This window comes from Bradyrhizobium sp. Crot121 (assembly GCF_059512385.1).
Genome location: NZ_JCAMOR010000008.1, coordinates 159,839 through 177,613, shown reverse-complemented (window position 1 = coordinate 177,613; position 17,775 = coordinate 159,839). Strand labels below are relative to the sequence as shown.

The 17,775-nt window shown below is 62.3% G+C and carries 20 protein-coding genes and 1 pseudogene; 8 read left to right on the top strand and 13 right to left on the bottom strand.

The features are described from left to right. Positions 1 to 4: 4 nt before the first annotated feature. The 5 genes from AC5ZGW_RS10910 to AC5ZGW_RS10890 all read right to left on the bottom strand — a co-directional run bounded on the left by AC5ZGW_RS10910 (position 5) and on the right by AC5ZGW_RS10890 (position 3,036). Positions 5 to 241 (bottom strand): ribbon-helix-helix domain-containing protein, encoded by a 237-nt coding sequence (locus AC5ZGW_RS10910; RefSeq protein ID WP_207231126.1) that lies wholly within the window; start codon positions 239 to 241, stop codon positions 5 to 7. A 618-nt stretch (positions 242 to 859) separates the two neighbouring features. Continuing rightward, on the bottom strand, positions 860 to 1,876 hold the full coding sequence (locus tag AC5ZGW_RS10905) for an NAD-dependent epimerase (RefSeq protein WP_130229504.1): 1,017 nt from the start codon (positions 1,874 to 1,876) through the stop codon (positions 860 to 862). A gap of 132 nt (positions 1,877 to 2,008) precedes the next feature. Beyond that, positions 2,009 to 2,425 carry a hypothetical protein gene (locus AC5ZGW_RS10900; protein WP_130229514.1) on the bottom strand — a complete coding sequence of 139 codons (417 nt, stop codon included), beginning with the start codon at positions 2,423 to 2,425 and terminating at the stop codon, positions 2,009 to 2,011. Positions 2,426 to 2,526: 101 nt separating this feature from the next. Then, a complete protein-coding gene (locus AC5ZGW_RS10895; RefSeq protein WP_165435534.1) occupies positions 2,527 to 2,682 on the bottom strand; it encodes a hypothetical protein in 156 nt (51 codons plus the stop codon). Positions 2,683 to 2,880: 198 nt separating this feature from the next. After that, a complete protein-coding gene (locus AC5ZGW_RS10890; protein ID WP_165435535.1) occupies positions 2,881 to 3,036 on the bottom strand; it encodes a hypothetical protein in 156 nt (51 codons plus the stop codon). A 283-nt stretch (positions 3,037 to 3,319) separates the two neighbouring features. Here AC5ZGW_RS10890 and ku point away from each other — a divergent pair, with 283 nt between their 5' ends. Together ku and AC5ZGW_RS10880 are read left to right on the top strand one after the other, a co-directional pair. Further along, entirely contained in the window at positions 3,320 to 4,279 is a 960-nt protein-coding gene (gene ku / locus AC5ZGW_RS10885) for a non-homologous end joining protein Ku (protein ID WP_130229505.1), read from the top strand. A gap of 59 nt (positions 4,280 to 4,338) precedes the next feature. Continuing rightward, positions 4,339 to 4,566: a hypothetical protein gene (locus AC5ZGW_RS10880; RefSeq protein WP_028166141.1), complete on the top strand. Its 228-nt coding sequence runs from the start codon at positions 4,339 to 4,341 to the stop codon at positions 4,564 to 4,566. A 24-nt stretch (positions 4,567 to 4,590) separates the two neighbouring features. Here the strand turns inward: AC5ZGW_RS10880 and AC5ZGW_RS10875 are convergent, their stop codons facing one another. After that, the gene (locus AC5ZGW_RS10875) at positions 4,591 to 4,680 is read right to left on the bottom strand and encodes a hypothetical protein (protein WP_496113913.1); all 90 of its coding nucleotides are present in this window, start codon (positions 4,678 to 4,680) and stop codon (positions 4,591 to 4,593) included. Between AC5ZGW_RS10875 and AC5ZGW_RS10870 the strand changes: the two genes are divergently transcribed. Both AC5ZGW_RS10870 and AC5ZGW_RS10865 read left to right on the top strand, forming a co-directional pair. Next, positions 4,673 to 4,819 (top strand): hypothetical protein, encoded by a 147-nt coding sequence (locus AC5ZGW_RS10870; protein WP_456643056.1) that lies wholly within the window; start codon positions 4,673 to 4,675, stop codon positions 4,817 to 4,819. The genes AC5ZGW_RS10875 and AC5ZGW_RS10870 overlap by 8 nt on opposite strands. Positions 4,820 to 4,973: 154 nt before the next feature. Further along, a complete protein-coding gene (locus AC5ZGW_RS10865) occupies positions 4,974 to 5,144 on the top strand; it encodes a hypothetical protein (protein ID WP_165435536.1) in 171 nt (56 codons plus the stop codon). Positions 5,145 to 5,287: 143 nt separating this feature from the next. On the opposite strand, the gene AC5ZGW_RS10860 is transcribed toward AC5ZGW_RS10865, so the two are convergent. Both AC5ZGW_RS10860 and AC5ZGW_RS10855 read right to left on the bottom strand, forming a co-directional pair. Further along, the gene (locus tag AC5ZGW_RS10860; RefSeq protein WP_130229506.1) at positions 5,288 to 6,871 is read right to left on the bottom strand and encodes a porin; all 1,584 of its coding nucleotides are present in this window, start codon (positions 6,869 to 6,871) and stop codon (positions 5,288 to 5,290) included. Then, positions 6,826 to 7,083: a hypothetical protein gene (locus AC5ZGW_RS10855; protein WP_130229507.1), complete on the bottom strand. Its 258-nt coding sequence runs from the start codon at positions 7,081 to 7,083 to the stop codon at positions 6,826 to 6,828. The genes AC5ZGW_RS10860 and AC5ZGW_RS10855 overlap by 46 nt, the downstream gene beginning before the upstream one ends. A gap of 138 nt (positions 7,084 to 7,221) precedes the next feature. Here AC5ZGW_RS10855 and AC5ZGW_RS10850 point away from each other — a divergent pair. Continuing rightward, positions 7,222 to 8,865: pseudogene (locus tag AC5ZGW_RS10850) on the top strand (thiamine pyrophosphate-requiring protein); the annotation flags it as partial. Positions 8,866 to 8,995: 130 nt separating this feature from the next. Continuing rightward, a complete protein-coding gene (locus AC5ZGW_RS10845; protein ID WP_130229509.1) occupies positions 8,996 to 9,913 on the top strand; it encodes a PaaI family thioesterase in 918 nt (305 codons plus the stop codon). An 8-nt stretch (positions 9,914 to 9,921) separates the two neighbouring features. Here AC5ZGW_RS10845 and AC5ZGW_RS10840 read toward each other — a convergent pair whose 3' ends face one another. The 3 genes from AC5ZGW_RS10840 to AC5ZGW_RS10830 are packed head-to-tail and all read right to left on the bottom strand — an operon-like array spanning position 9,922 to position 13,123. Next, complete coding sequence (locus AC5ZGW_RS10840; RefSeq protein WP_130229510.1) at positions 9,922 to 10,827, bottom strand: efflux RND transporter periplasmic adaptor subunit; 906 nt, start codon at positions 10,825 to 10,827, stop codon at positions 9,922 to 9,924. A gap of 20 nt (positions 10,828 to 10,847) precedes the next feature. Beyond that, positions 10,848 to 11,045, bottom strand: a complete 198-nt coding sequence (locus AC5ZGW_RS10835) for a DUF1656 domain-containing protein (RefSeq protein WP_130229511.1) — start codon at positions 11,043 to 11,045, stop codon at positions 10,848 to 10,850. Then, positions 11,042 to 13,123 carry an FUSC family protein gene (locus tag AC5ZGW_RS10830; RefSeq protein WP_130229512.1) on the bottom strand — a complete coding sequence of 694 codons (2,082 nt, stop codon included), beginning with the start codon at positions 13,121 to 13,123 and terminating at the stop codon, positions 11,042 to 11,044. Before AC5ZGW_RS10830 ends, AC5ZGW_RS10835 begins: the two co-directional genes overlap by 4 nt. A gap of 264 nt (positions 13,124 to 13,387) precedes the next feature. On the opposite strand from AC5ZGW_RS10830, the gene AC5ZGW_RS10825 reads away from it, so the two are divergent. Then, the gene (locus AC5ZGW_RS10825; protein ID WP_165435537.1) at positions 13,388 to 13,639 is read left to right on the top strand and encodes a hypothetical protein; all 252 of its coding nucleotides are present in this window, start codon (positions 13,388 to 13,390) and stop codon (positions 13,637 to 13,639) included. A gap of 390 nt (positions 13,640 to 14,029) precedes the next feature. Here the strand turns inward: AC5ZGW_RS10825 and AC5ZGW_RS10820 are convergent, their stop codons facing one another. Further along, positions 14,030 to 14,641 carry a hypothetical protein gene (locus AC5ZGW_RS10820; protein ID WP_349645125.1) on the bottom strand — a complete coding sequence of 204 codons (612 nt, stop codon included), beginning with the start codon at positions 14,639 to 14,641 and terminating at the stop codon, positions 14,030 to 14,032. A gap of 504 nt (positions 14,642 to 15,145) precedes the next feature. Between AC5ZGW_RS10820 and AC5ZGW_RS10815 the strand changes: the two genes are divergently transcribed. Further along, a complete protein-coding gene (locus tag AC5ZGW_RS10815; protein WP_496113912.1) occupies positions 15,146 to 15,703 on the top strand; it encodes a hypothetical protein in 558 nt (185 codons plus the stop codon). A gap of 463 nt (positions 15,704 to 16,166) precedes the next feature. Here the strand turns inward: AC5ZGW_RS10815 and AC5ZGW_RS10810 are convergent, their stop codons facing one another. Beyond that, positions 16,167 to 17,747, bottom strand: a complete 1,581-nt coding sequence (locus AC5ZGW_RS10810; RefSeq protein ID WP_130227216.1) for an MDR family MFS transporter — start codon at positions 17,745 to 17,747, stop codon at positions 16,167 to 16,169. Between the last annotated feature and the right edge of the window lie 28 nt (positions 17,748 to 17,775).

Here is a 17,775-nt window from a genome sequence, read left to right as displayed (position 1 = left end):
CCAGTCAGGTCCGATTGCGCGCAATTACCTCGGCGGCGTTCAGCGGCTTGTATGTGGCTTCTGGCGCCGCGAACGCTTTGTTAAGCTCGGCCTTTAGCCGGTCAAAAGCTTCCTTCTCAGCCCGCTCCTTGTCGCGACGGATCAGGTCGCGGACATACTCGCTGATGTTTTCGTAAGAACCGTCCTCGCCCACATTTGCGGCCACGAAGTCGCTCAGGGCGCCGCTGAGGCGAACGGTCATGGTAGTGGTCCGGGACAACGGGAGGCTCCCCTTCAAATCTCGTCTTCAATATAATTAAGAATAACTACAGCGCAATATCAACCTGGGCTGTGATGCCCGGTCTTTCGGAGAGCCTCGGAGGCGCAGGCGCTGTCATAGTGAGGTACGTGGCTGAACGAGCGATATCACGCTCTGGAGCCGAGAGAGAACTGCCATCAATCCTGCATCAACGCGCCGGCGTGATCATGCGCCTTCGTTGGCGGTGATGCTTCAGCGACGGAAGGCTTCTCCGAGGAACCGCGAATCCCATAGGGCGCGTACAGCAGATAATGCGCCCGACGTTTCCGCGAGCGCCAGTCGCGCGCCGCATATCCCAGCAGAAAGCCGACTGAGAAGGTGACAAGCAAAATCAACGCGGGAAACATGACATCAACCCAATATGCTTGCCGACAATATATCTCGTTCTGACAATATTTTCATGTGCCGGTTGTGACGACAGCATGATTGACGCGCTGAAACATTATTCAGACGCCTGACTTCATGTGCAGACGGCTGCCTCTATATTGATCAAAGACAATGTTACGACGGCTCACGGTACGTCGTTATGACAGCGAGTAACTTCGAAGCTGAGGCTTTCAGTCACACGCGATGATAGTCGCGGAACCAGGCGACGAACTTCTCGACGCCATCCTCGATCCGGGTCTGCGGCCGAAAGCCGATCTCACGCGCGAGGTCATCGACGTCAGCAAAGGTTGCGGGCACGTCGCCGGGCTGCATGGGCAGCAGTACCTTCTCGGCCTCGCGCCCAAGCCCCTTCTCCAGCAGCGTCACCACGTGCATCAATTCTTCCGGCCTGTTGTTGCCGATATTGTAGATGCGCCACGGCGCCGTGCTCGAGCTCGGATTGGGCTCGTCGCCGGACCAGTCCGGATCGCCCTGCGGCACGTGATCGACCAGCCGTATCATCGCCTCGACGACGTCGTCGACATAGGTGAAATCGCGCCGCATGTTGCCGTTATTGAACAGGTTGATCGGCTTGCCCTCGCTGATCGCGCGCGCAAACAGATAGAGCGCCATGTCGGGCCGATACCAGGGGCCGTACACCGTGAAGAAGCGAAGCCCGGTCATCGGGATGCGGTAGAGGTGGCTGTAGGAATGGGCGAGCAGTTCGTTCGCCTTCTTGGTCGCGGCATAAAGGCTGATCGGATGATCGACATTGTCGCGCACGGAGAACGGTTGCTTGGTGTTGGCGCCGTAGACCGAGGAGGATGACGCGAACAGGAGATGCCGGCAGCCATTATGCCGACAGCCTTCCAGGATGTTGATGAAACCCTCCAGGTTGGAGTCGGCATAGGCGTGAGGATTCTGCAGCGAATATCTGACGCCCGCCTGCGCCGCCAGATGGACCACCGCCGGAAAGCGGTACTGCTCGAACAGCGCCTTCATCCCGGCGCGGTCGGCGAGATCGAGCTGGTGGAAGGTGAAGTTCGGATGCTCCTTGATGAGATCGAGGCGGGCGAGCTTAAGCGCCGGATCGTAATAGTCGTTGAGATTATCAATGCCGATGACGCGCTGGCCGGCCGCCAGCAATCGTTGTGTCAGATGAAGGCCGATGAACCCCGCGCAACCCGTAACCAGCAAATCGTCTGCAGACACCGCTTTTCTATCCTTCGCGTCATACTACCCAGCAGCACGATCATCGCCCGACAATGCGTCGCGGTGAAGGCTTCAGCGGAACCGATCGGCCAATTATCCTTGATCGGTGCGACCGGAGGTCGGGCGCCTGCCCTAATTGTTCGCAGACGTCTTGTAGTCCGGAAACCGGCTCAGCACGGCGGCCTTCATGAACTTGAAGTGCGAGATCGCCGCCGCGAGTTCCTGCAGCCGGCGCTGCCCATTGGCGATCTCGGCGTCGAACAAGTCGTGGTGATAATTGTCGAGCGGCTCGCGCTCCAGATACTCGTCGGTGCCGTTGCCGAGCGTCACCGCGGCGCGCGCCAGGACATCGTCGACACGGCGGCTCAGGCCGCTCTGTTCGCTTTCCGCCGCCTGCAACGCATTGTCGATCGCGGCCACGATGGATGCCACCCGCAGCCGGTCGGTCTCGGCGTCGCGCTCGGGCGAACGCGCGCGAAAACCTTCATCGATCCCGAGCCGGGCCTTGATGAAGTTCTGCGCTCGGGATCGCAAGAAGAGCTGAAACATCTGCGTTCGTCCGGTCCGGGGCCTTACGGAGCAACGCGCCAAAGTCGCCCCGTCTTGGTTAAGGAACGGTAAAGTTGCGGCGGTCACCCCCGCGGCGCGGATCAAGAGAAACTCCAGAGCATCAGTTTCAGGAACAGCGAACCCAAAAGGTAGACCCAGCCTACCATGGCGAGCAGCGCCACCGCCAGGAACGCGCCGGAGAAACTGCGCTCCTTCACCCGCGTCAGGAACGAAACTTTTTCTGGTGGGGAGGGCATACCGGATCTGCGGCGGAAACCTTCAGATCCGACTTCTACGGTGCAAATTCGATAAACTGGTGACGCTCCTCTGGGCGCCACCTTCCAGAGACTTTGTGGGCAATACGTGTCGGTGGAAGTACCCAGTCGCTCGGTTTCCGGGGTCTTCGGCCGATGCACCTGCATCAGCAGTCAATCGACCGAACCACCGGCCATCTCTCAGGTGTGGAAGAATACGAACCAGATCACGCCGAGGATCAGAACCGCGAGCCCGGTCGAAATCGACAACAGCGCGGCCACAGAAGGTCCTGGTTCGGCCTGGCGCGCCTCGGTCGGGGTTTCAATAATCCGGCCATCTCGGTGTGTCGTTGCCATGCGCCACCTCATTCCATTCAGTTAGCAGTTAAGTGCCTGTAACTGCCGGCTAATGCCTGATGCCCCCTCCTGGACGCAACGCATGTTGGCAAGCGATGTTCCGGATATATTGGGGACCCTGACCGGCCAATGCGTCGCATCAGGCCCCGAGAAAATCCGCAAGAACCATGCGGGCCATCAGCGGTTAACCGTCATTGACGGGTTCACCGTTTGGCCATGTTTGAAACCCGGTTCCGCGGTGGTATCCTCTGCCTCCCGTCTGTTGCGTCTTCGGAGTATCCCCATGGCCCCCCGCGCCAACTGGAAGGGTTTTTTGCGGCTGTCGCTCGTGACCTGTCCGGTCGCGCTCTACCCGGCCACGTCCGACACCGAGAAGGTCTCCTTCAACCAGGTCAATCGCAAGACCGGGCACCGCATCAAATACGCCAAGGTCGATGCCGAGACCGGCGAGGAAGTCGCCGCCGAAGACATCATGAAGGGCTACAAGGTCGATACCGACACCTACATCGAGATCACCAAGGACGAGCTCGACGACATCGCCCTGGAATCGACCCGCACCATCGAGATCGATGAATTCGTGCCGAAGGCGGATATCGACAGCCGCTATCTGATCCGCCCCTATTACCTCGTCCCGGACGGCAAGGTCGGCCATGACGCGTTCGCGGTGATCCGCGAGACCATCCGCAGCCTGAACAAGGTCGCGATCGGCCGTGTGGTGCTGACCAACCGTGAGCATGTCATCGCACTCGAGCCGCTCGGCAAGGGCCTGATGGGAACGCTGCTGCGCTACCCCTACGAGGTCCGCGACGAGAAGGAATATTTCGACGACGTGCAGGACGTGAAGATCACCAAGGACATGCTCGATCTCGCCAAGCACATCGTCGAGCAGAAATCGGCCGACTTCGATCCCGAGGAGTTCGACGACCGCTACGAGACCGCGCTGATCGAGCTGATCAACCAGAAACGCAACGGCCTGCCGGTGGCGAAGGCCACGCCGAAATCGACCGGCAATGTCATCAATCTGATGGACGCGCTCAAGCGCAGCCTTGCCAATGAGCAGCAGGCACCCGCTCCCGCCAAGGCAAAAGGCAAGAAGCCGAAGAAGCGGGTCGAGGGCCAGCGCGAAATGCTGTTGCCGATCGCCGGAAGCGGTACCGGTGCCGGCAAGCGCGCCGCCAAGGAAGAGCCGAAGAAGGCGGAGAAGCCCGTGCGCGCGCCGACCCGGGCCAAGAAGGCCGGATAGGCGAAAAAGCAGCCGGCGGTCTCATGCAATGACAGCGACGCGGCAGGCGGCAAGCTGACATGCCGTGGTCGACGCCTTTCGAGCAGCCGATCGTCCTGCGCGGCGGCCGCAAGCTGGTGACGCTCCAGCACGCCGCCGACTACATCATGAAGCTGCCTGAGCCGGTACAGCAGCGCGAGTGCTGGCAAACCGCCGTCGAGAATCTGATTCACGCCGCCGAGAGCGGCGGCGGTTGGCTGATGTTCGCGCGGATTGCGATGCTGCGAGCGCTCAACGAAGACGGCTGACCGCCGCGCGCACGTGATTTCTGTTTACTGCGGAAAGTTGTCGCGGACCCGGACAAAGAGCGCCCTGACGTCTTGGCCAAGACTGGTGACCGCAGCGACGATCACGATGCTGATGCTGCAGGCTACCAGGCAATATTCGATCGCGGTTGCTCCGCGCTCGTCGCTGAAAAAACTTGAAATCAACTGGCGCATCAAAATCCCCGCCGACGCCTCGCGCGGGTTTCTCCCGACTTGCGTCTTGGCCGCAACCTAAAAGCCGACTGGTTGATGCCGCATTGACGGACAGGATGAACGATTGATTAAGGCCATGCGCGGATTGCGCCGGTATTCATACGGTACGGAAAATTTACCAGACCTTGCGCGCCATCCTCGCACAGTCGGCGTCGGTACTGCCGCGGAGGAAGCACATGCCCCAAGAAACGCGAGAAACACGCAGGAATTACATCGGCATTCTCTACGAGGAGGCCGACGAGCCGCGCATGGTGGCCGAGCTGCGGAGCGGGAACGATCGCCAGGTGGGCCGATATCTTCAAAGGCTGGTGGCGGCGGTGTTCAATCGACGCATGGAAGCGAGATGATTTCCATCATCCACATCGATCGTCAAAGCAAATCAGCGGGCCGCTACGACGGCTGACCCGCTGACACGTGGCGCGAAGCAATCCGGAGCAAGACGCCGGATTGCTTCGTCGCCGTTTCCTCACAAAGCGCGAGGTGAAGGCGATCAGAAGTTGCGCTGTGCGCGAAGCTGCAGGAAGAACGTATCCTGGTCCTTGAACTCGTAAGTCGCAGCCGGCTTGGGGGCGGAAGCTCCAAGGACGGCCGTACCCTGGAATTTCTGGTCGAGGTGGAACCACTGGAATTCGGCCGAGAACGTCAGGTTCTTGACTGGAGTCCAGCGGGTGACCGCGCCGAGCTGCGAGACGTTGAAGTCGGGGTTGCAGACGTAATTCGCGCTGACCGCCTTCGCTGGCGTCGTGAAGTTCGCGCAAATGAACGCTTTCGCCGTGCCGTCATACCGCACCGCCGAATAGCTGCCGTAGAAGCTGGTCGACCAGTACGGATCCCAGTTGTGGTTCAACGCACCGCGGAAACCGAAGGACTCAGTCAGGTGCAGCGATCCGTCGCCGCCGGCCGCCACCGGCAGGTAGACACCGTCGGTCGTCGCGCCGAAGCCGATGCTCTGATATGCGCCGAAAGCGCCACCGCCACCGAACATCGCAAAGCTCGGCGAGGCCGACGACGTCGCGATCACATATTTGGTCGCGCCCTTGGCGTAGCTCGCGTCGAACTTGATGTCGTCGCCAGGGCCGGTCGGGACGTTCTTGATGTTCACGCCGACCATCGTCGCGAAGCCCCAGGAGTCGTCGGGATGCCCGGAAAGCTCGGATGCCGCGGTCGGCGCCGCGCCCGGAAGACCGACGCCGCCCGCCGGAGCGCCAGCCGTGTTGAGGGTGTTGTAGGACGCGCTCACTTCATGCGCCGCAGCCGAAACCTGGAACAGACCCCAGGCCTGGTCGACACGCACGTTGCCGACGACGTCGGGCGAACGGACACCCGCATAGGCGTTGCCGGAATTCAGCGTCGCGTTCAGCGGCAGCGCCAGATTGTAGACCGCCGTGCGATCCCAGACCACCGGATCGTCAAGCCCGATGCTGGCCGACACGCCGTTGCCGAACTGCGCGGTGTACTGGATGTTGTTGACGCCGGTGTCGGTGTTCTGGCCGCCCATCAGGAAGGACGAGTTGTTGCCCGGGAAGCCCTGCCATGGCGTCGCGTAGGCGGAAGCAGACTTACCGAAGGTGAAACCGGCAAACTGAATGAAGATATACTCGACCGCGACATAGCCGCCGCCGGGCGTGTCGAGGAGCTGCGCGCCGGCAACCGGCAGCGAGCCGTTGACCGAGTTCGGATTGTTGGTGCTGCCGCCGAGCGTGGAGAACTGGAAGTCGGCCTGCATGAAGGTGCGGACCGTGCCGTACTCGGTGGAGGTGCGCGTGTCGAACGTCAGCGCCATGCGCGCGCGGGTCGCGAAGTCATCGCGATAGCGGTTGCCCTGGCCGAGATCGCCGTTCCAGGCCGGCTGGCCCTGCGGACCGCCATTGAATGTCGTGTCGACGCGCAGATAGCCGCCGATCTTCATGCAGGTGTCGGTGCCCGGGACGTACCAGAAGCCGGCGCCGTACAGCGAACAGACCTTCACATATTCAACGGCCTTCGCCTTGACTGGAAGATCGGCTGCTTGTGCGCCGCTTATGGCCATCAGGCCGGCGGCTGTGCCGAGAATGAGTGTTCGCGCCCGTAACATCTGATCAAATCTCCTGCTCCCTCAACATGCACACGCATGTTTGAGGCGTTACCTAATGCAAAAACTTCCGGCGCGAATAACAACGCGGTGAGGTCGATGCTGTCGGCGCCGCGCTGTGACGTTTCCGCCACGATTACGCTTCGAAGCTCATCGAATGATGGGTTGTTGTCGAACGCCGCGTCATCGACCGCGTGTATTTTCGCAAGTGCCATTCGTGCATCGCGCCCCTCCGCATCGCCAAACGCATAACTGCAGCCCCGAGGTGCGCGCGACGCATGCTTTACGCGCCCACGGAATCCTGATCCTCTGTTGCAAAGCGGTCGGATGAACCGGCCGCGACCCAAGGGAGAGACACGGCCATGAAGCTCGGCACGGCGATTGCGGAAATCATGAAGCGCGAGGGAATCGAGATTCTCTGCGGCTATCCCGTCAATCATCTGATTGAGCACGCGGCCAACGCCGATATCCGCCCTATCATGGTGCGGCAGGAGCGCATCGGTGTGCACATGGCGGACGCGATCTCCCGCGTCACGTCCGGCCGCAGCATCGGCGCGTTCTGCATGCAGCACGGCCCCGGCTCGGAGAATGCGATGGGCGGCGTGGCGCAATGCTTCGGCGAGTCGGTGCCCGTGCTGGTGCTGCCGATGGGCTATCCGCGCCGGCTGGCGAACGTCGAGCCGAACTTCAATTCCAGCCAGGCGATGAAGGCGTTCACGAAATCGTCAGAGCCGATCATTCTCGCCTCCGAGGTCTGCAACATCTTCCGCCGCGCCTTCACCAGATTGAAGAACGGTCGCGGCGGACCGGTCATCGTCGAAATCCCCGCCGACATGTGGAACGAGGAGGTGCCGGAGCCCTTGAACTACACGCCGGTGCTGCGCACCCGCTACGGCGCCGACCCCGTGCATGTGAAGGAAGCGGCCGAACTCCTGATCAACGCCAAGCGCCCCGTGATCTATGCCGGACAGGGTGTGCATTACGCCCGCGCCTGGCCGCAACTGAAGCGCCTTGCCGAGCTACTCGCCATTCCCGTCACCACGAGCCTCGGCGGCAAATCGTCATTTCCGGAGACGCATCCGCTCTCGCTCGGCTCGGGCGGGCTGGCGGTGCCGCGCGCGGTGCCGAAATTCCTCGCTGATGCCGACGTGATCTTCGGCATCGGCTGCTCGTTCACGGAAACAAACTTCGGCATCGCGATGCCGAAGGGCAAGACCATCATCCATTCGACGCTCGACCCCAATCACCTGAACAAGGATGTCGAGGCCAAGGTCGGCCTGGTCGGCGATGCGGCGCTCGTACTCGATGCGCTGCTCGACGACATCGGCAAGACCGTCACGTCGGATCGCGATGCCAGTGCGGTCGCCGCCGAGATCGCCGCCATCAACAACGAGTGGCTCGCGAAGTGGATGCCGAAGCTCACGCATAATGAGGCGCCGCTCAATCCATATCGCGTGCTGTGGGACCTGCAGCACACCGTCGATGTCAGCAACACCATCATCACCCATGATGCCGGCAGCCCGCGCGACCAACTCTCGCCGTTCTGGAAGTCGGTCGAGCCCCTCTCCTATCTCGGCTGGGGCAAGACCACGCAGCTCGGCTATGGGCTCGGGCTCGCGATGGGCGCAAAGCTGGCGATGCCGGACAAGCTCTGCATCAACGTCTGGGGCGATGCGGCCATCGGCTTCACCGGCATGGATTTCGAGACCGCGGTGCGCGAGCGCATCCCGATCATGTCGATCCTGCTCAACAATTTCTCGATGGCGATCGAATTGAAGGTGATGCCGATCTCGACCGAGAAATACCGCTCGACCGACATTTCCGGCGACTACGCCGCCATGGCGCGCGCCTTCGGCGGCTATGGCGAGCGCGTGACCAGGCCTGAGGACATCGTGCCGGCGATCAAGCGCGGCATCCAGAAGACCAAGGAAGGCGTGCCGGTTCTGCTCGAATTCATCACCAGCAAGGAGACCGAGGTCTCGAGGCCGGGCACGTAGATCCCGTAGGGTGGGCAAAGCGCAGCGTGCCCACCATCCACGGTCGGTGCAAGAGAAGGTGGGCACGCTGCGCTTTGCCCACCCTACGATTCTGATCGCAAGCTGAGCTACGGTGGTTTAAGACGTCGGCATGTCCGAGACATCGACGTTCAACACGCCACTACCGTTCGACGAACTGGCGGAAGCCATCAAACGGCGCCGCTCCACCTACGGACGGATCAGCGGCCTGCAGCTCGATCGCGCCGCGCCCGGCGAAGCCTGGTCATGCCTGCCCTATCGGCCGGTCTTCGTCGGCGACACGCAGACGGGCGTTCTGCATGGCGGCGCGGTCACCGCCATGCTCGACGAGACCTGCGGCATGGCCGTGCAGCTCGCGCTGGACGGCACGCGCGCGATCGCCACGCTCGACCTGCGCATCGATTACCAGAAGCCCGCGACACCTGGGCTCGATATCAATGCACATTCGATCTGCTATCGCGTCGCCCGCTCCATTGCCTTCGTGCGCGCGACCGCCTACCAGGAGTCCGAAGACGATCCGGTCGCCACCGCGACCGCCTGCTTCATGGTCGGCGCCAACCGCACCAACATGCTGTTCGACAAGGCGCGCCATGATGGCGAGCTGCCCGTGCTCGAAGCACCTGACGATCCCACCGGCCCGTTCGCAAACAGCCCGTTCGCGCGCTGTCTCGGCATCCGCCTCAGTGAGGATGGCACGCTGGCGATGCCTTTCTCGCCGAAGATCATCGGCAACCCACTGCTGCCCGCCATCCATGGCGGCATGACCGGCGCATTCCTCGAGACCGCCGCGGTCGTGGGCGTGACGCGCGAGCTCGGCGTTTCGGCACCGCCGAAGCCGATTGGCCTGACCATCAACTATCTCCGCTCCGGCCGCGCACTCGACAGCCACGCCAAGGTTTCCATCGTCAAGCAGGGCCGGCGTGTCGTCGCTTTCGAGGCGCAGGCCTGGCAGGATGACCCGACCAAGCCGATCGCCTCGGCGTTTGGTCATTTCATGCTGCGGCGATCACCTGGCCTGGATGAGGAATAGCCCCCCAACTATTTGCTCGAAACCGAAACCGCGGCATCGGGTTGAGGGCCCGGCGCCGTGACCTGCAGCGTCGCGGTCATTCCGGCACTCAACGTGATGCCTTCCGGCACGTAATCGATCGCGATGCGAACGGGAATCCGCTGGGCCAGGCGGACCCAACTGAAGGTCGGGTTGACGTTGGCGATCAGATCCGTGCCGATGACGTTTTCCCGATCCGTGATGGCACGAGCGACGCTTTCGACATGACCCTTCAGTGGCGCGTCGTACCCGAGCAATCGGATCGAAACGGCGTCTCCCAGGTTGATGAAGCGCAGCTTCGTTTCTTCGAAATAGCCGGCGATGTAGAAGGAATCCTGGTCCACGACGGCAAGGACCGGTTTTCCGGCCGTGACATAGTCGCCGCGGTTGAGAAGCAGATTGGTGACATGGCCGTTAACGGGCGACCGCACGTTGGTTCGTGCGAGGTTGAGCTTGGCGACGCCGACCTGCGCCACCGCCTGATCGGAAGCGGCGCGGGCCTCCAGCGTGGCGCTTCGCGCCTGATTGAGCGCTTCGACGGAGATCGCGGCGGCACTGAGCTTCTCGCGGCGATCTTGTTCCTCCTGCCGCTCGTCAAGCGTCGCCTTGGCTCCCGCGGCTGTGGCCTCCGCCTCCTCGAGCGCGAGCTGATAGCGCGCCGGGTCGACGACGAAAAGAATGTCTCCGATCTTGACTTGCTGGTTGTCCTTGACGCGCAGGTCGATGACGGCACCCGCGACATCGGGCGCGACGTTGACGACGTTCGCCCGCACCCGACCATCGCGCGTCCACGGCGTGTCCTCGTACAGCCGCCACAACCACCATCCTGCAAGGATCGCCGCCGCGACGGCCGCGATCGTAACCGCATATTGTGCGAAACGCCCGAGACTCGGCATGCCAACAGCTCACCAATGGCTCACATGCTCACGCCGACGACCAATGTGAGCAGAATGAGGTAGAGCGCCGTATTGAACAGCGCCGGATGCCAGACGATACGATAAAGGCCAATCCGGTCGAATACGAGCCGCATCAGCACCCAGATGACCGCGGCCGCTGCCATATAGGCAAGGAACGGAGAGACGTAGACGCCGCCGAGATTGATCTCCTTGATCATGCGGTTGCCGCCTCGCCAATGGACCGGGACGCAAGGCGTCGGTCGCCAAGGAAGAAGCCCTCATGCTGCTCGATGGTGGTCTGGATTCCATAGAGCGCATCGGCAACGACCAACAGGTCGCCCTCGGCCGAGAGCGCACGATGACGCGCCTGTTCGAGCAGAGGTGCGGGAGACGCCGAGGCATGTCCGGACAGGGTTGCCCGAAATGCGGCGGACAGGCCGCTCAACGCGCCCTCGATCGCATCAGCCACATCGCCCGGCACGTGCGGCAGTTCCCGTCGCAGGACAAGGATGTTCAGCCCGACGCGAAGCGCGGCAAAGCCGCTCTGCACCGATTGGCCATAGCGCGGCGATTCAGGGTCGAGCTGCGCCAACAGCGCATTGATGCGATCGAACGTCCGGCTCTCATACGCAGCACGCGTCTGCGGCGTTGCAGCTGTGGCAACGCGGGCCAGATCGCGCAACAAGCCGTGGATCAGACGGGTGGCCGCCACTTCTCGACCGAACGGACGGAACAACGCCAGCGAGACCGCGCCGAAGCCGATGCCGACCAAATAGCCTAGCGCGTTGTTGGCGAACGCCTCGAAGTCATAGGTCATCTGGTTGGAAATGCCGATCAGGCCGCCCGCGCCGAAGATCACGGGCATCACCATCGGAACGGCCTGAGGTATCGTGAGCAGCAACCCACAGACAAGGTAGAACGGCGCAAGCGCGACTACCAGCGCGGCAAACGTATTGAGCGTCGGCAACAGCACAAACAGGTAGGCCGCCGCGATGACGGCGCCGACAACCGTCATCCGAAAAAACATCGCCGCGCCCGCGGCCGGGTTGTCACGCGCACCCATGATCGCGCACATGATGCCGGCGAAGGTGACGGCGGTCGCACCATTGGGCCATGCCGAATAGATCCAGAACAGACTGGACAAGACGATCGTCAACGCAGCGACAACGCCGCCGGTCAACGCGAGCGCTGGCTCGCGATAGGGCTGAAAGGACGGCGCGGCTTCGCGCTCCGGGGGCAGCACTCCCAAGCCAATATGAGTCCGGATCCAGACCGCATCGCGCCAGATATCGATGATGTCCTGCAACCGCAGCAAGATGTTGCGCACCAGGAAGGCGTTCGGTGTACTTTCAAGCTCCCGCCGCGACGGCTGTGCGGCGTCGATCTCGGCCTGGATTCTCGCCCCATGACCTGCTTCCCGCCGCGATTCATCCGGCGTCGCGGATCCGGTCCAGGCGGCGATATGCGCCGTCGTCGCCTGCAGAAGCGGCCGCAGCCGCTCGACTCGCTGCGGGTCGCGTTGCCGCAGCAGCAATATCCGGTCATGAACCGAGACAAGATGCGCCAGCAGCGATAGCAGCTTCGCTTCGAACAGGCGGACCAGACTGTCCATCGCCCTGACCGCCGGCGTATCCAGATTGGCGAACACCCGTAACTGCTCCAGACCTACGACGGCAGCGACCATGCGGCGCCGGTCCATCTGAATTTCGGCCTCGACCGGTTCAGCCGACAGCCTGTCTCCCGCCCAGCGCGCCATCGTCGGCAGCGTCGATGACAGCGCATCAACCAGCGCGGCGCCTGCTCGTTGCGGAAACACGAGGTGGTGGACCACCGTTGCGCAGGCGATTCCGAGGATGATTTCCAGGCAACGCGCCACGGCAAAGTCAAAGGCGGTCTCCGGAGCGAGCGCTGCCGGCAGGCCGATGATGGCGGCCGAATAGCCGGAGAGCATGCCGACATAGGCCTGCGGCGCGTCGCGCAGATAAATGGAAACGGCTGTGCCCGCACCGATCCAGAGCGCGAGCGCAAGGCAAAATAGCTCTGGCGCATTGGAGAAGAGCGCGACCAGGACCAGCGATACGACCGCACCGATCACCGTCCCGAGCACCCTGTAGAGCGATTTGGCGAGCACCATTCCCGCGAGCGGCTGGGATACAACGTAGACCGTGGTGACGCTCCAGCTCGGTTGCGACAAGTCCAATTGAAATGCGATGTACAGCGCCAGCACGGCAGCGGCGAAGGACTTGAGCGAGAACAGCCAGTCCCGCCAGGAAAATCCGCGGATGATCGCGATCATGCTCCCCACCCGTGAGGCGGCCTTCGACACGGCCGTGCGACCTCGCATTCTCAAAGCAGATCAGGCGGCCAAGTTCCCGCTGTTCGCGTTGATCGTGACGCATTCAGCGCCCGGGTGCTCGCATGTCCGACCGCTCCAATCAGTTTGGCAATGCATCTGACCCCGCCGCGAGCCCCCAAAGGCCAATGCGCATCCATGTCAAATTGCCTAGAGATTTCAACGTGGCTCGCGGTCACATATTCGCGGCCCGCCTCAGCGGCCCAATTGAACAGGCCCGAGGCCGCGCGGCGCATGTGGCGGGCATTGGCGACCGACGCCTTGCTGCCGGGATACCGGCCAGCGACGATATCATCCGAGAGTGTGGCGATATCGCGCTTGGTGACCGTGCTCGCGGCCATCTTGCCGAGGCGCGGGCTGATAAACCGCCGCAGTGGCATCGCGGCCGAGCTGCGGCGCATCATTGGCGAGCCTGCAATGAAGGCCGTTGATCACGACGAGCTGCGGCGCGCGGCTTGATCAGCGGAAATGGGCGGTGACCGCCCATTTTAGCAGCGCCCGGTCAGTACATCCGCTGGCCGGGCTTTTTCTTTTGAAACACGCTGAAACGCGCCATCTGCCCGCTGGTGCATTAACGCGGCAGGGAGACAGCTCTCCCGTCAGGTTTTTCCGTCAAGGACTTCGGTTAGCACGGACCTGTTTGGTTGTATCTCGCCATCCAACCTTCTTGCTCCTTGGCTAACGCCAGTCCATGCGTTTAAAGCGCTTATACGCCGCTTTATCTTTCGCCCGCTCCGCCATCTCGGCGCAGTTCTGCGCGTTATCCCTAAATACATCGGACTGCTTCAGTTCATTATCGCACCTATCAACAGACGAAAAAAAATGGCCCCGGCTAGGGGCCATTTTCCGTTAGTCGTCCCAGTAGTGGTGACGCCTGATGATTACGTCGCGGTCGCCATAGCGATGATACCATCCGCGATGCCAGCCACGGTCATACCCATAGAACCCAGCACGGGGTCCGTAATAATCATGGTCGCGATAGTAGTCTCGGTCGCTGCCGATCCGAACACTAAAACCCTGAGCGCTTGCGACTGTAGGGGCCGCAACAGCGATGGTTGCTAACGCGGCGAGAACGTAAGAAAGCTTTCTCATGGTTCGTCTCCTCTCGTTAGTTACAACTGACAAGAAAACGAACGGCTGGCCGTGGAGTTTCGGGAACTGTGTCGGAACTTTTTTGAATGGATGTTCAGCAACATTGCGCAACCAGCCGCCAACTGCGGCCTTACTCGTTTGCAGGACGTCCCGATAATTCAATCGGAGCGCGCCCCGACGTGCTGCGGCGGCACCCTCAGGATTTCGAGCGGCGGAGATGGTTGCGGCGGCCCCGGCGCCGGCCATGATTTCGTTCTGCCACCCGATCTCGAACCAGACGCGCCGGTTCGGAGAGATGTAGGTCGGTCTCGGAAACCGGCCTGCCTTTTCCATTCGGATCACGTCGGCAGGTTCATCGGAGCGCGGCATGGCCGGAGTCTCTAGAACGGTACATAAATTTAGAGCGATTTGAAAAACTGCAAATACGCTCGCAGGGCGCGGTCGCGCGGACCCCGCGGCTTCGGCACCCTCCAAAGGACCCTGACGACCGATTGCGGACCTGCTAACTGAAGCGTAAGGCGCGCGCCCCCTTCCGCAAGGCGTAGGCCGTCAGTGCCTGCGCATTACGTCGAGCACCGAGCACGTCTTCAGAGATGCTCTACTTGCATTGCAGGTCAGCCGCAGCATCCATTCTTCGAGGGGTCGTTGTAGCTTGGAGTGTCATGGTAGTGCATCAATGGCTGAGGCCCTGCGTAGGCCCGCGCTGGAAGGCTGATGTGCTGCGGCGCTGTGCGGACGTGGTGATGCTCCGTGGCGAAGGCCATCGGGGTTGTCGCTAACACCGACAGAAAAGTTGCCGCTGCGAAAACTGAAAGACGAGACATTTGGACACTCCTTTGTTTGCGTTGAGCAACGATTGCGGAGTGAACTGAAGTGGAACTTAAGGGCTTGAGTTCAGCCCCTGAATACCAGACAGTCCTTATTACCGTCCGGCATCCGTTTTTATTCCCGCTGCTTGCAAGTTTGGGGGCGAAGAGGGTCTCGGACGAACTACTTCTTCTATCGCCATCAAGCGCCTTGGCGTTTTCAGACAGCCAAGACCGTAAGCGGCCGACGTTTCGCAATCCCATAGACATTCGTAGCAAGGACGCGCGCACGGTGCGTCCTTGGGCTTTCAGGACGAAGCGCGCCAGCGCACAGGGTGTGAAACTAGGGCCTATCGGGGCCCAGCCGGTTTCGGCGGCCCTTTCGTCGGCCCAGCAGAGATCAGAAAATGCCTTTATTTTCCGGCGCTTCCGCCGTTCTCAACAGGCCGAAAAAGCCACTAGACTTCAAGTCGTGTGGTCCTGGCGCCCCGACGCTGGCGCTAAGTTTTTTTGCGCGAAGAAATCCGCGCGAGAGGCGATGGTGGCAAGAAAGCCCGGTCACCAAGGAGAGCACGAAGGAAACCGTAACACCATCGCGCAGGGAAAGCCGGAATGCTTCGGTTGAACCTGTGGTCCTACCCCCGTGCCTTTTGTTGCATGGGACCCATGGGTGCAACCAGCACCCGGCTTTCCCTGCGCCCTCTGTTCAATGAGAGGGTGAAAGTAAGCAAAACTCGGGCGGATTACGCCGCGAGAATGCGGACGCATATCCACTCACTCCACCGTCGTGCCCGCCAACGGGTCGACGCGTACGCGGCCCGATGACAGGCTCCGGCGGGCATCCAGTATCCCGCGGCTTCTCGGCTCAAGCACTACCGCCTCTGGAATACTGGATCGTCCGGTCAAGCCGGACGATGACCGCGCAAAGCTGTTTGAAATTTGAATCGGAACTCACCTCGTCATTGCGAGCGCAGCAAAGCAATCCATCGCGCCGCGTGTTGAGGCATGCGTTGCTTCGCTGCGCTCGCAATGAGGGAATACGTCGTCCACGAAAGCACGGGCGGGCCGCGACGTAAGGCCCGATCCGCCTACTCCGCCACTTCCACCTGGCGCGTGGTCGGGCCTGCGAGCGGCCGCTCTTCCATGATGGTGATGCACAGCGCAGCCGTTGCGAGCAGCACGGCGGCGGCGCCGAAGACGAAGCGGAAGGCGTTGGTCATGTCGGCGACCGGGATCGAGCTCACCTCGCCATGATGTTCGCCGGCAAGCGAGATGTCGGCGCCGAGCGCCATCAGCAGGATCGCGGCGAACGCCGCCACCGCGAACGAGGCCATCAGCGCGCGGAAGAAATTCATCGCACCGGTCACGGTGCCGACCTGCGAGCGCGCCACCGCATTCTGCAGCGAGACCACGCTGACCGGAAACGTCGTGCCGAGGCCGAGCGCGAACACCGACATCAGCGTGAGCAGCCCCCACAGCGGCAGCGTGGTCATCGCCATCGCCACGCCGCAGAGGGCGGCGACCGAGGTGCCGACGATCGCGACGCGCTTGTAATGCTTGGCACGCGCCATGGTCCGGCCGGCAATCGCCGCGCCGCAGGTCGAGACCGCGGCAAGCGGGATCAGCGCCAGCCCGGCCTCGCTGGCGCTGAGGTGATAGACCACCTCATAGTAGAGCGGCAGGTGCACCGTCAGCCCGACGATCGCGCCGAGCGCGCAACTGCCCGCGACGATCGCGAAAGGAACGACTGTTCCGCTCAGGAGCGACAGCGGCAGGAACGGCTCGTCCGCCCTGCCCGCGTGCCACACGAAGGTGGCGGCGAGCGCAAACGACGCGCCGATCATCGCCATGATCACCGGCGACAGCCAGGCAAAATGGTTGCCACCCCAGGTCAACACCAGCATGAATACGACAGCGGAGGCCATCAACAGGATGCCGCCAAGCCAGTCGACCTTGCGCCTGCGGTGGAACACCGGGATCTTGCCCATCTTCGGCAACAGCAGCGCCAGTGCGGCAAACGACAGCGGCAGGTTGATCCAGAAGATCATCGACCAGTGCAGGTGCTCGGCGAACACGCCGCCGATCACCGGCCCCGCGATGCCGCCGGCCATCCAGACGCTGCTGAAATAGGCCTGGTATTGGCCGCGCTCGCGCGGGCTGACCACGTCGGAGATCACGGTCTGCACGACCGGCATGATGCCGCCGCCGCCGAGCCCCTGCAGCCCGCGCGCCAGGATCAATATGGGCATGTTGGGCGCGACCGCACACAGGATCGAGCCGACGACGAACAGGCTGAGCGAGGTGATGATCATGGCGCGGCGGCCATAGATGTCACTCAGCGTGCCGAATACCGGCGCGACCGCGGTCGACGCCAAGAGGTAGGCCGTGATTACCCAGGACAGGTTGGAGACGTCGCCGAACTGGCGGCCGATGGTCGGCAGCGCCGTCGCGACGATGGTCTGGTCGAGCGCCGCCAGGAACATCGTGAGCATCAGGCTGATCACGATGGTGCGGACTTCGTCCGGGGCAAGCGGAGCCGGCGGCGCCAAGGGTGGCGCGTCGGCGAGGTCGATCACCTCGGTCGGCAGGCGGGACAGCTCTTCGGCTACGTCTGCAGGCAATGTCTGTCGGTCGGCAGGTTCACGGCTCTGCCGTTCGAACTTGTTCATCTCGGGCGCAATTTCTCGCTGCAGCGCA

Bases quoted from the DNA above. Each gene is read 5' to 3' on its own strand.
- AC5ZGW_RS10910 (WP_207231126.1), bottom strand. From the start codon at position 241: ATGACCGTTCGCCTCAGCGGCGCCCTGAGCGACTTCGTGGCCGCAAAT.
- AC5ZGW_RS10900 (WP_130229514.1), bottom strand. From the start codon at position 2,425: ATGTTTCAGCTCTTCTTGCGATCCCGAGCGCAGAACTTCATCAAGGCC.
- AC5ZGW_RS10895 (WP_165435534.1), bottom strand. From the start codon at position 2,682: ATGCCCTCCCCACCAGAAAAAGTTTCGTTCCTGACGCGGGTGAAGGAG.
- AC5ZGW_RS10890 (WP_165435535.1), bottom strand. From the start codon at position 3,036: ATGGCAACGACACACCGAGATGGCCGGATTATTGAAACCCCGACCGAG.
- ku (WP_130229505.1), top strand. From the start codon at position 3,320: ATGGCCCCCCGCGCCAACTGGAAGGGTTTTTTGCGGCTGTCGCTCGTG.
- AC5ZGW_RS10880 (WP_028166141.1), top strand. From the start codon at position 4,339: ATGCCGTGGTCGACGCCTTTCGAGCAGCCGATCGTCCTGCGCGGCGGC.
- AC5ZGW_RS10870 (WP_456643056.1), top strand. From the start codon at position 4,673: ATGCTGATGCTGCAGGCTACCAGGCAATATTCGATCGCGGTTGCTCCG.
- AC5ZGW_RS10865 (WP_165435536.1), top strand. From the start codon at position 4,974: ATGCCCCAAGAAACGCGAGAAACACGCAGGAATTACATCGGCATTCTC.
- AC5ZGW_RS10860 (WP_130229506.1), bottom strand. From the start codon at position 6,871: ATGTTACGGGCGCGAACACTCATTCTCGGCACAGCCGCCGGCCTGATG.
- AC5ZGW_RS10855 (WP_130229507.1), bottom strand. From the start codon at position 7,083: ATGGCACTTGCGAAAATACACGCGGTCGATGACGCGGCGTTCGACAAC.
- AC5ZGW_RS10845 (WP_130229509.1), top strand. From the start codon at position 8,996: ATGTCCGAGACATCGACGTTCAACACGCCACTACCGTTCGACGAACTG.
- AC5ZGW_RS10840 (WP_130229510.1), bottom strand. From the start codon at position 10,827: ATGCCGAGTCTCGGGCGTTTCGCACAATATGCGGTTACGATCGCGGCC.
- AC5ZGW_RS10835 (WP_130229511.1), bottom strand. From the start codon at position 11,045: ATGATCAAGGAGATCAATCTCGGCGGCGTCTACGTCTCTCCGTTCCTT.
- AC5ZGW_RS10830 (WP_130229512.1), bottom strand. From the start codon at position 13,123: ATGATCGCGATCATCCGCGGATTTTCCTGGCGGGACTGGCTGTTCTCG.
- AC5ZGW_RS10820 (WP_349645125.1), bottom strand. From the start codon at position 14,641: ATGCCGCGCTCCGATGAACCTGCCGACGTGATCCGAATGGAAAAGGCA.
- AC5ZGW_RS10810 (WP_130227216.1), bottom strand. From the start codon at position 17,747: ATGAACAAGTTCGAACGGCAGAGCCGTGAACCTGCCGACCGACAGACA.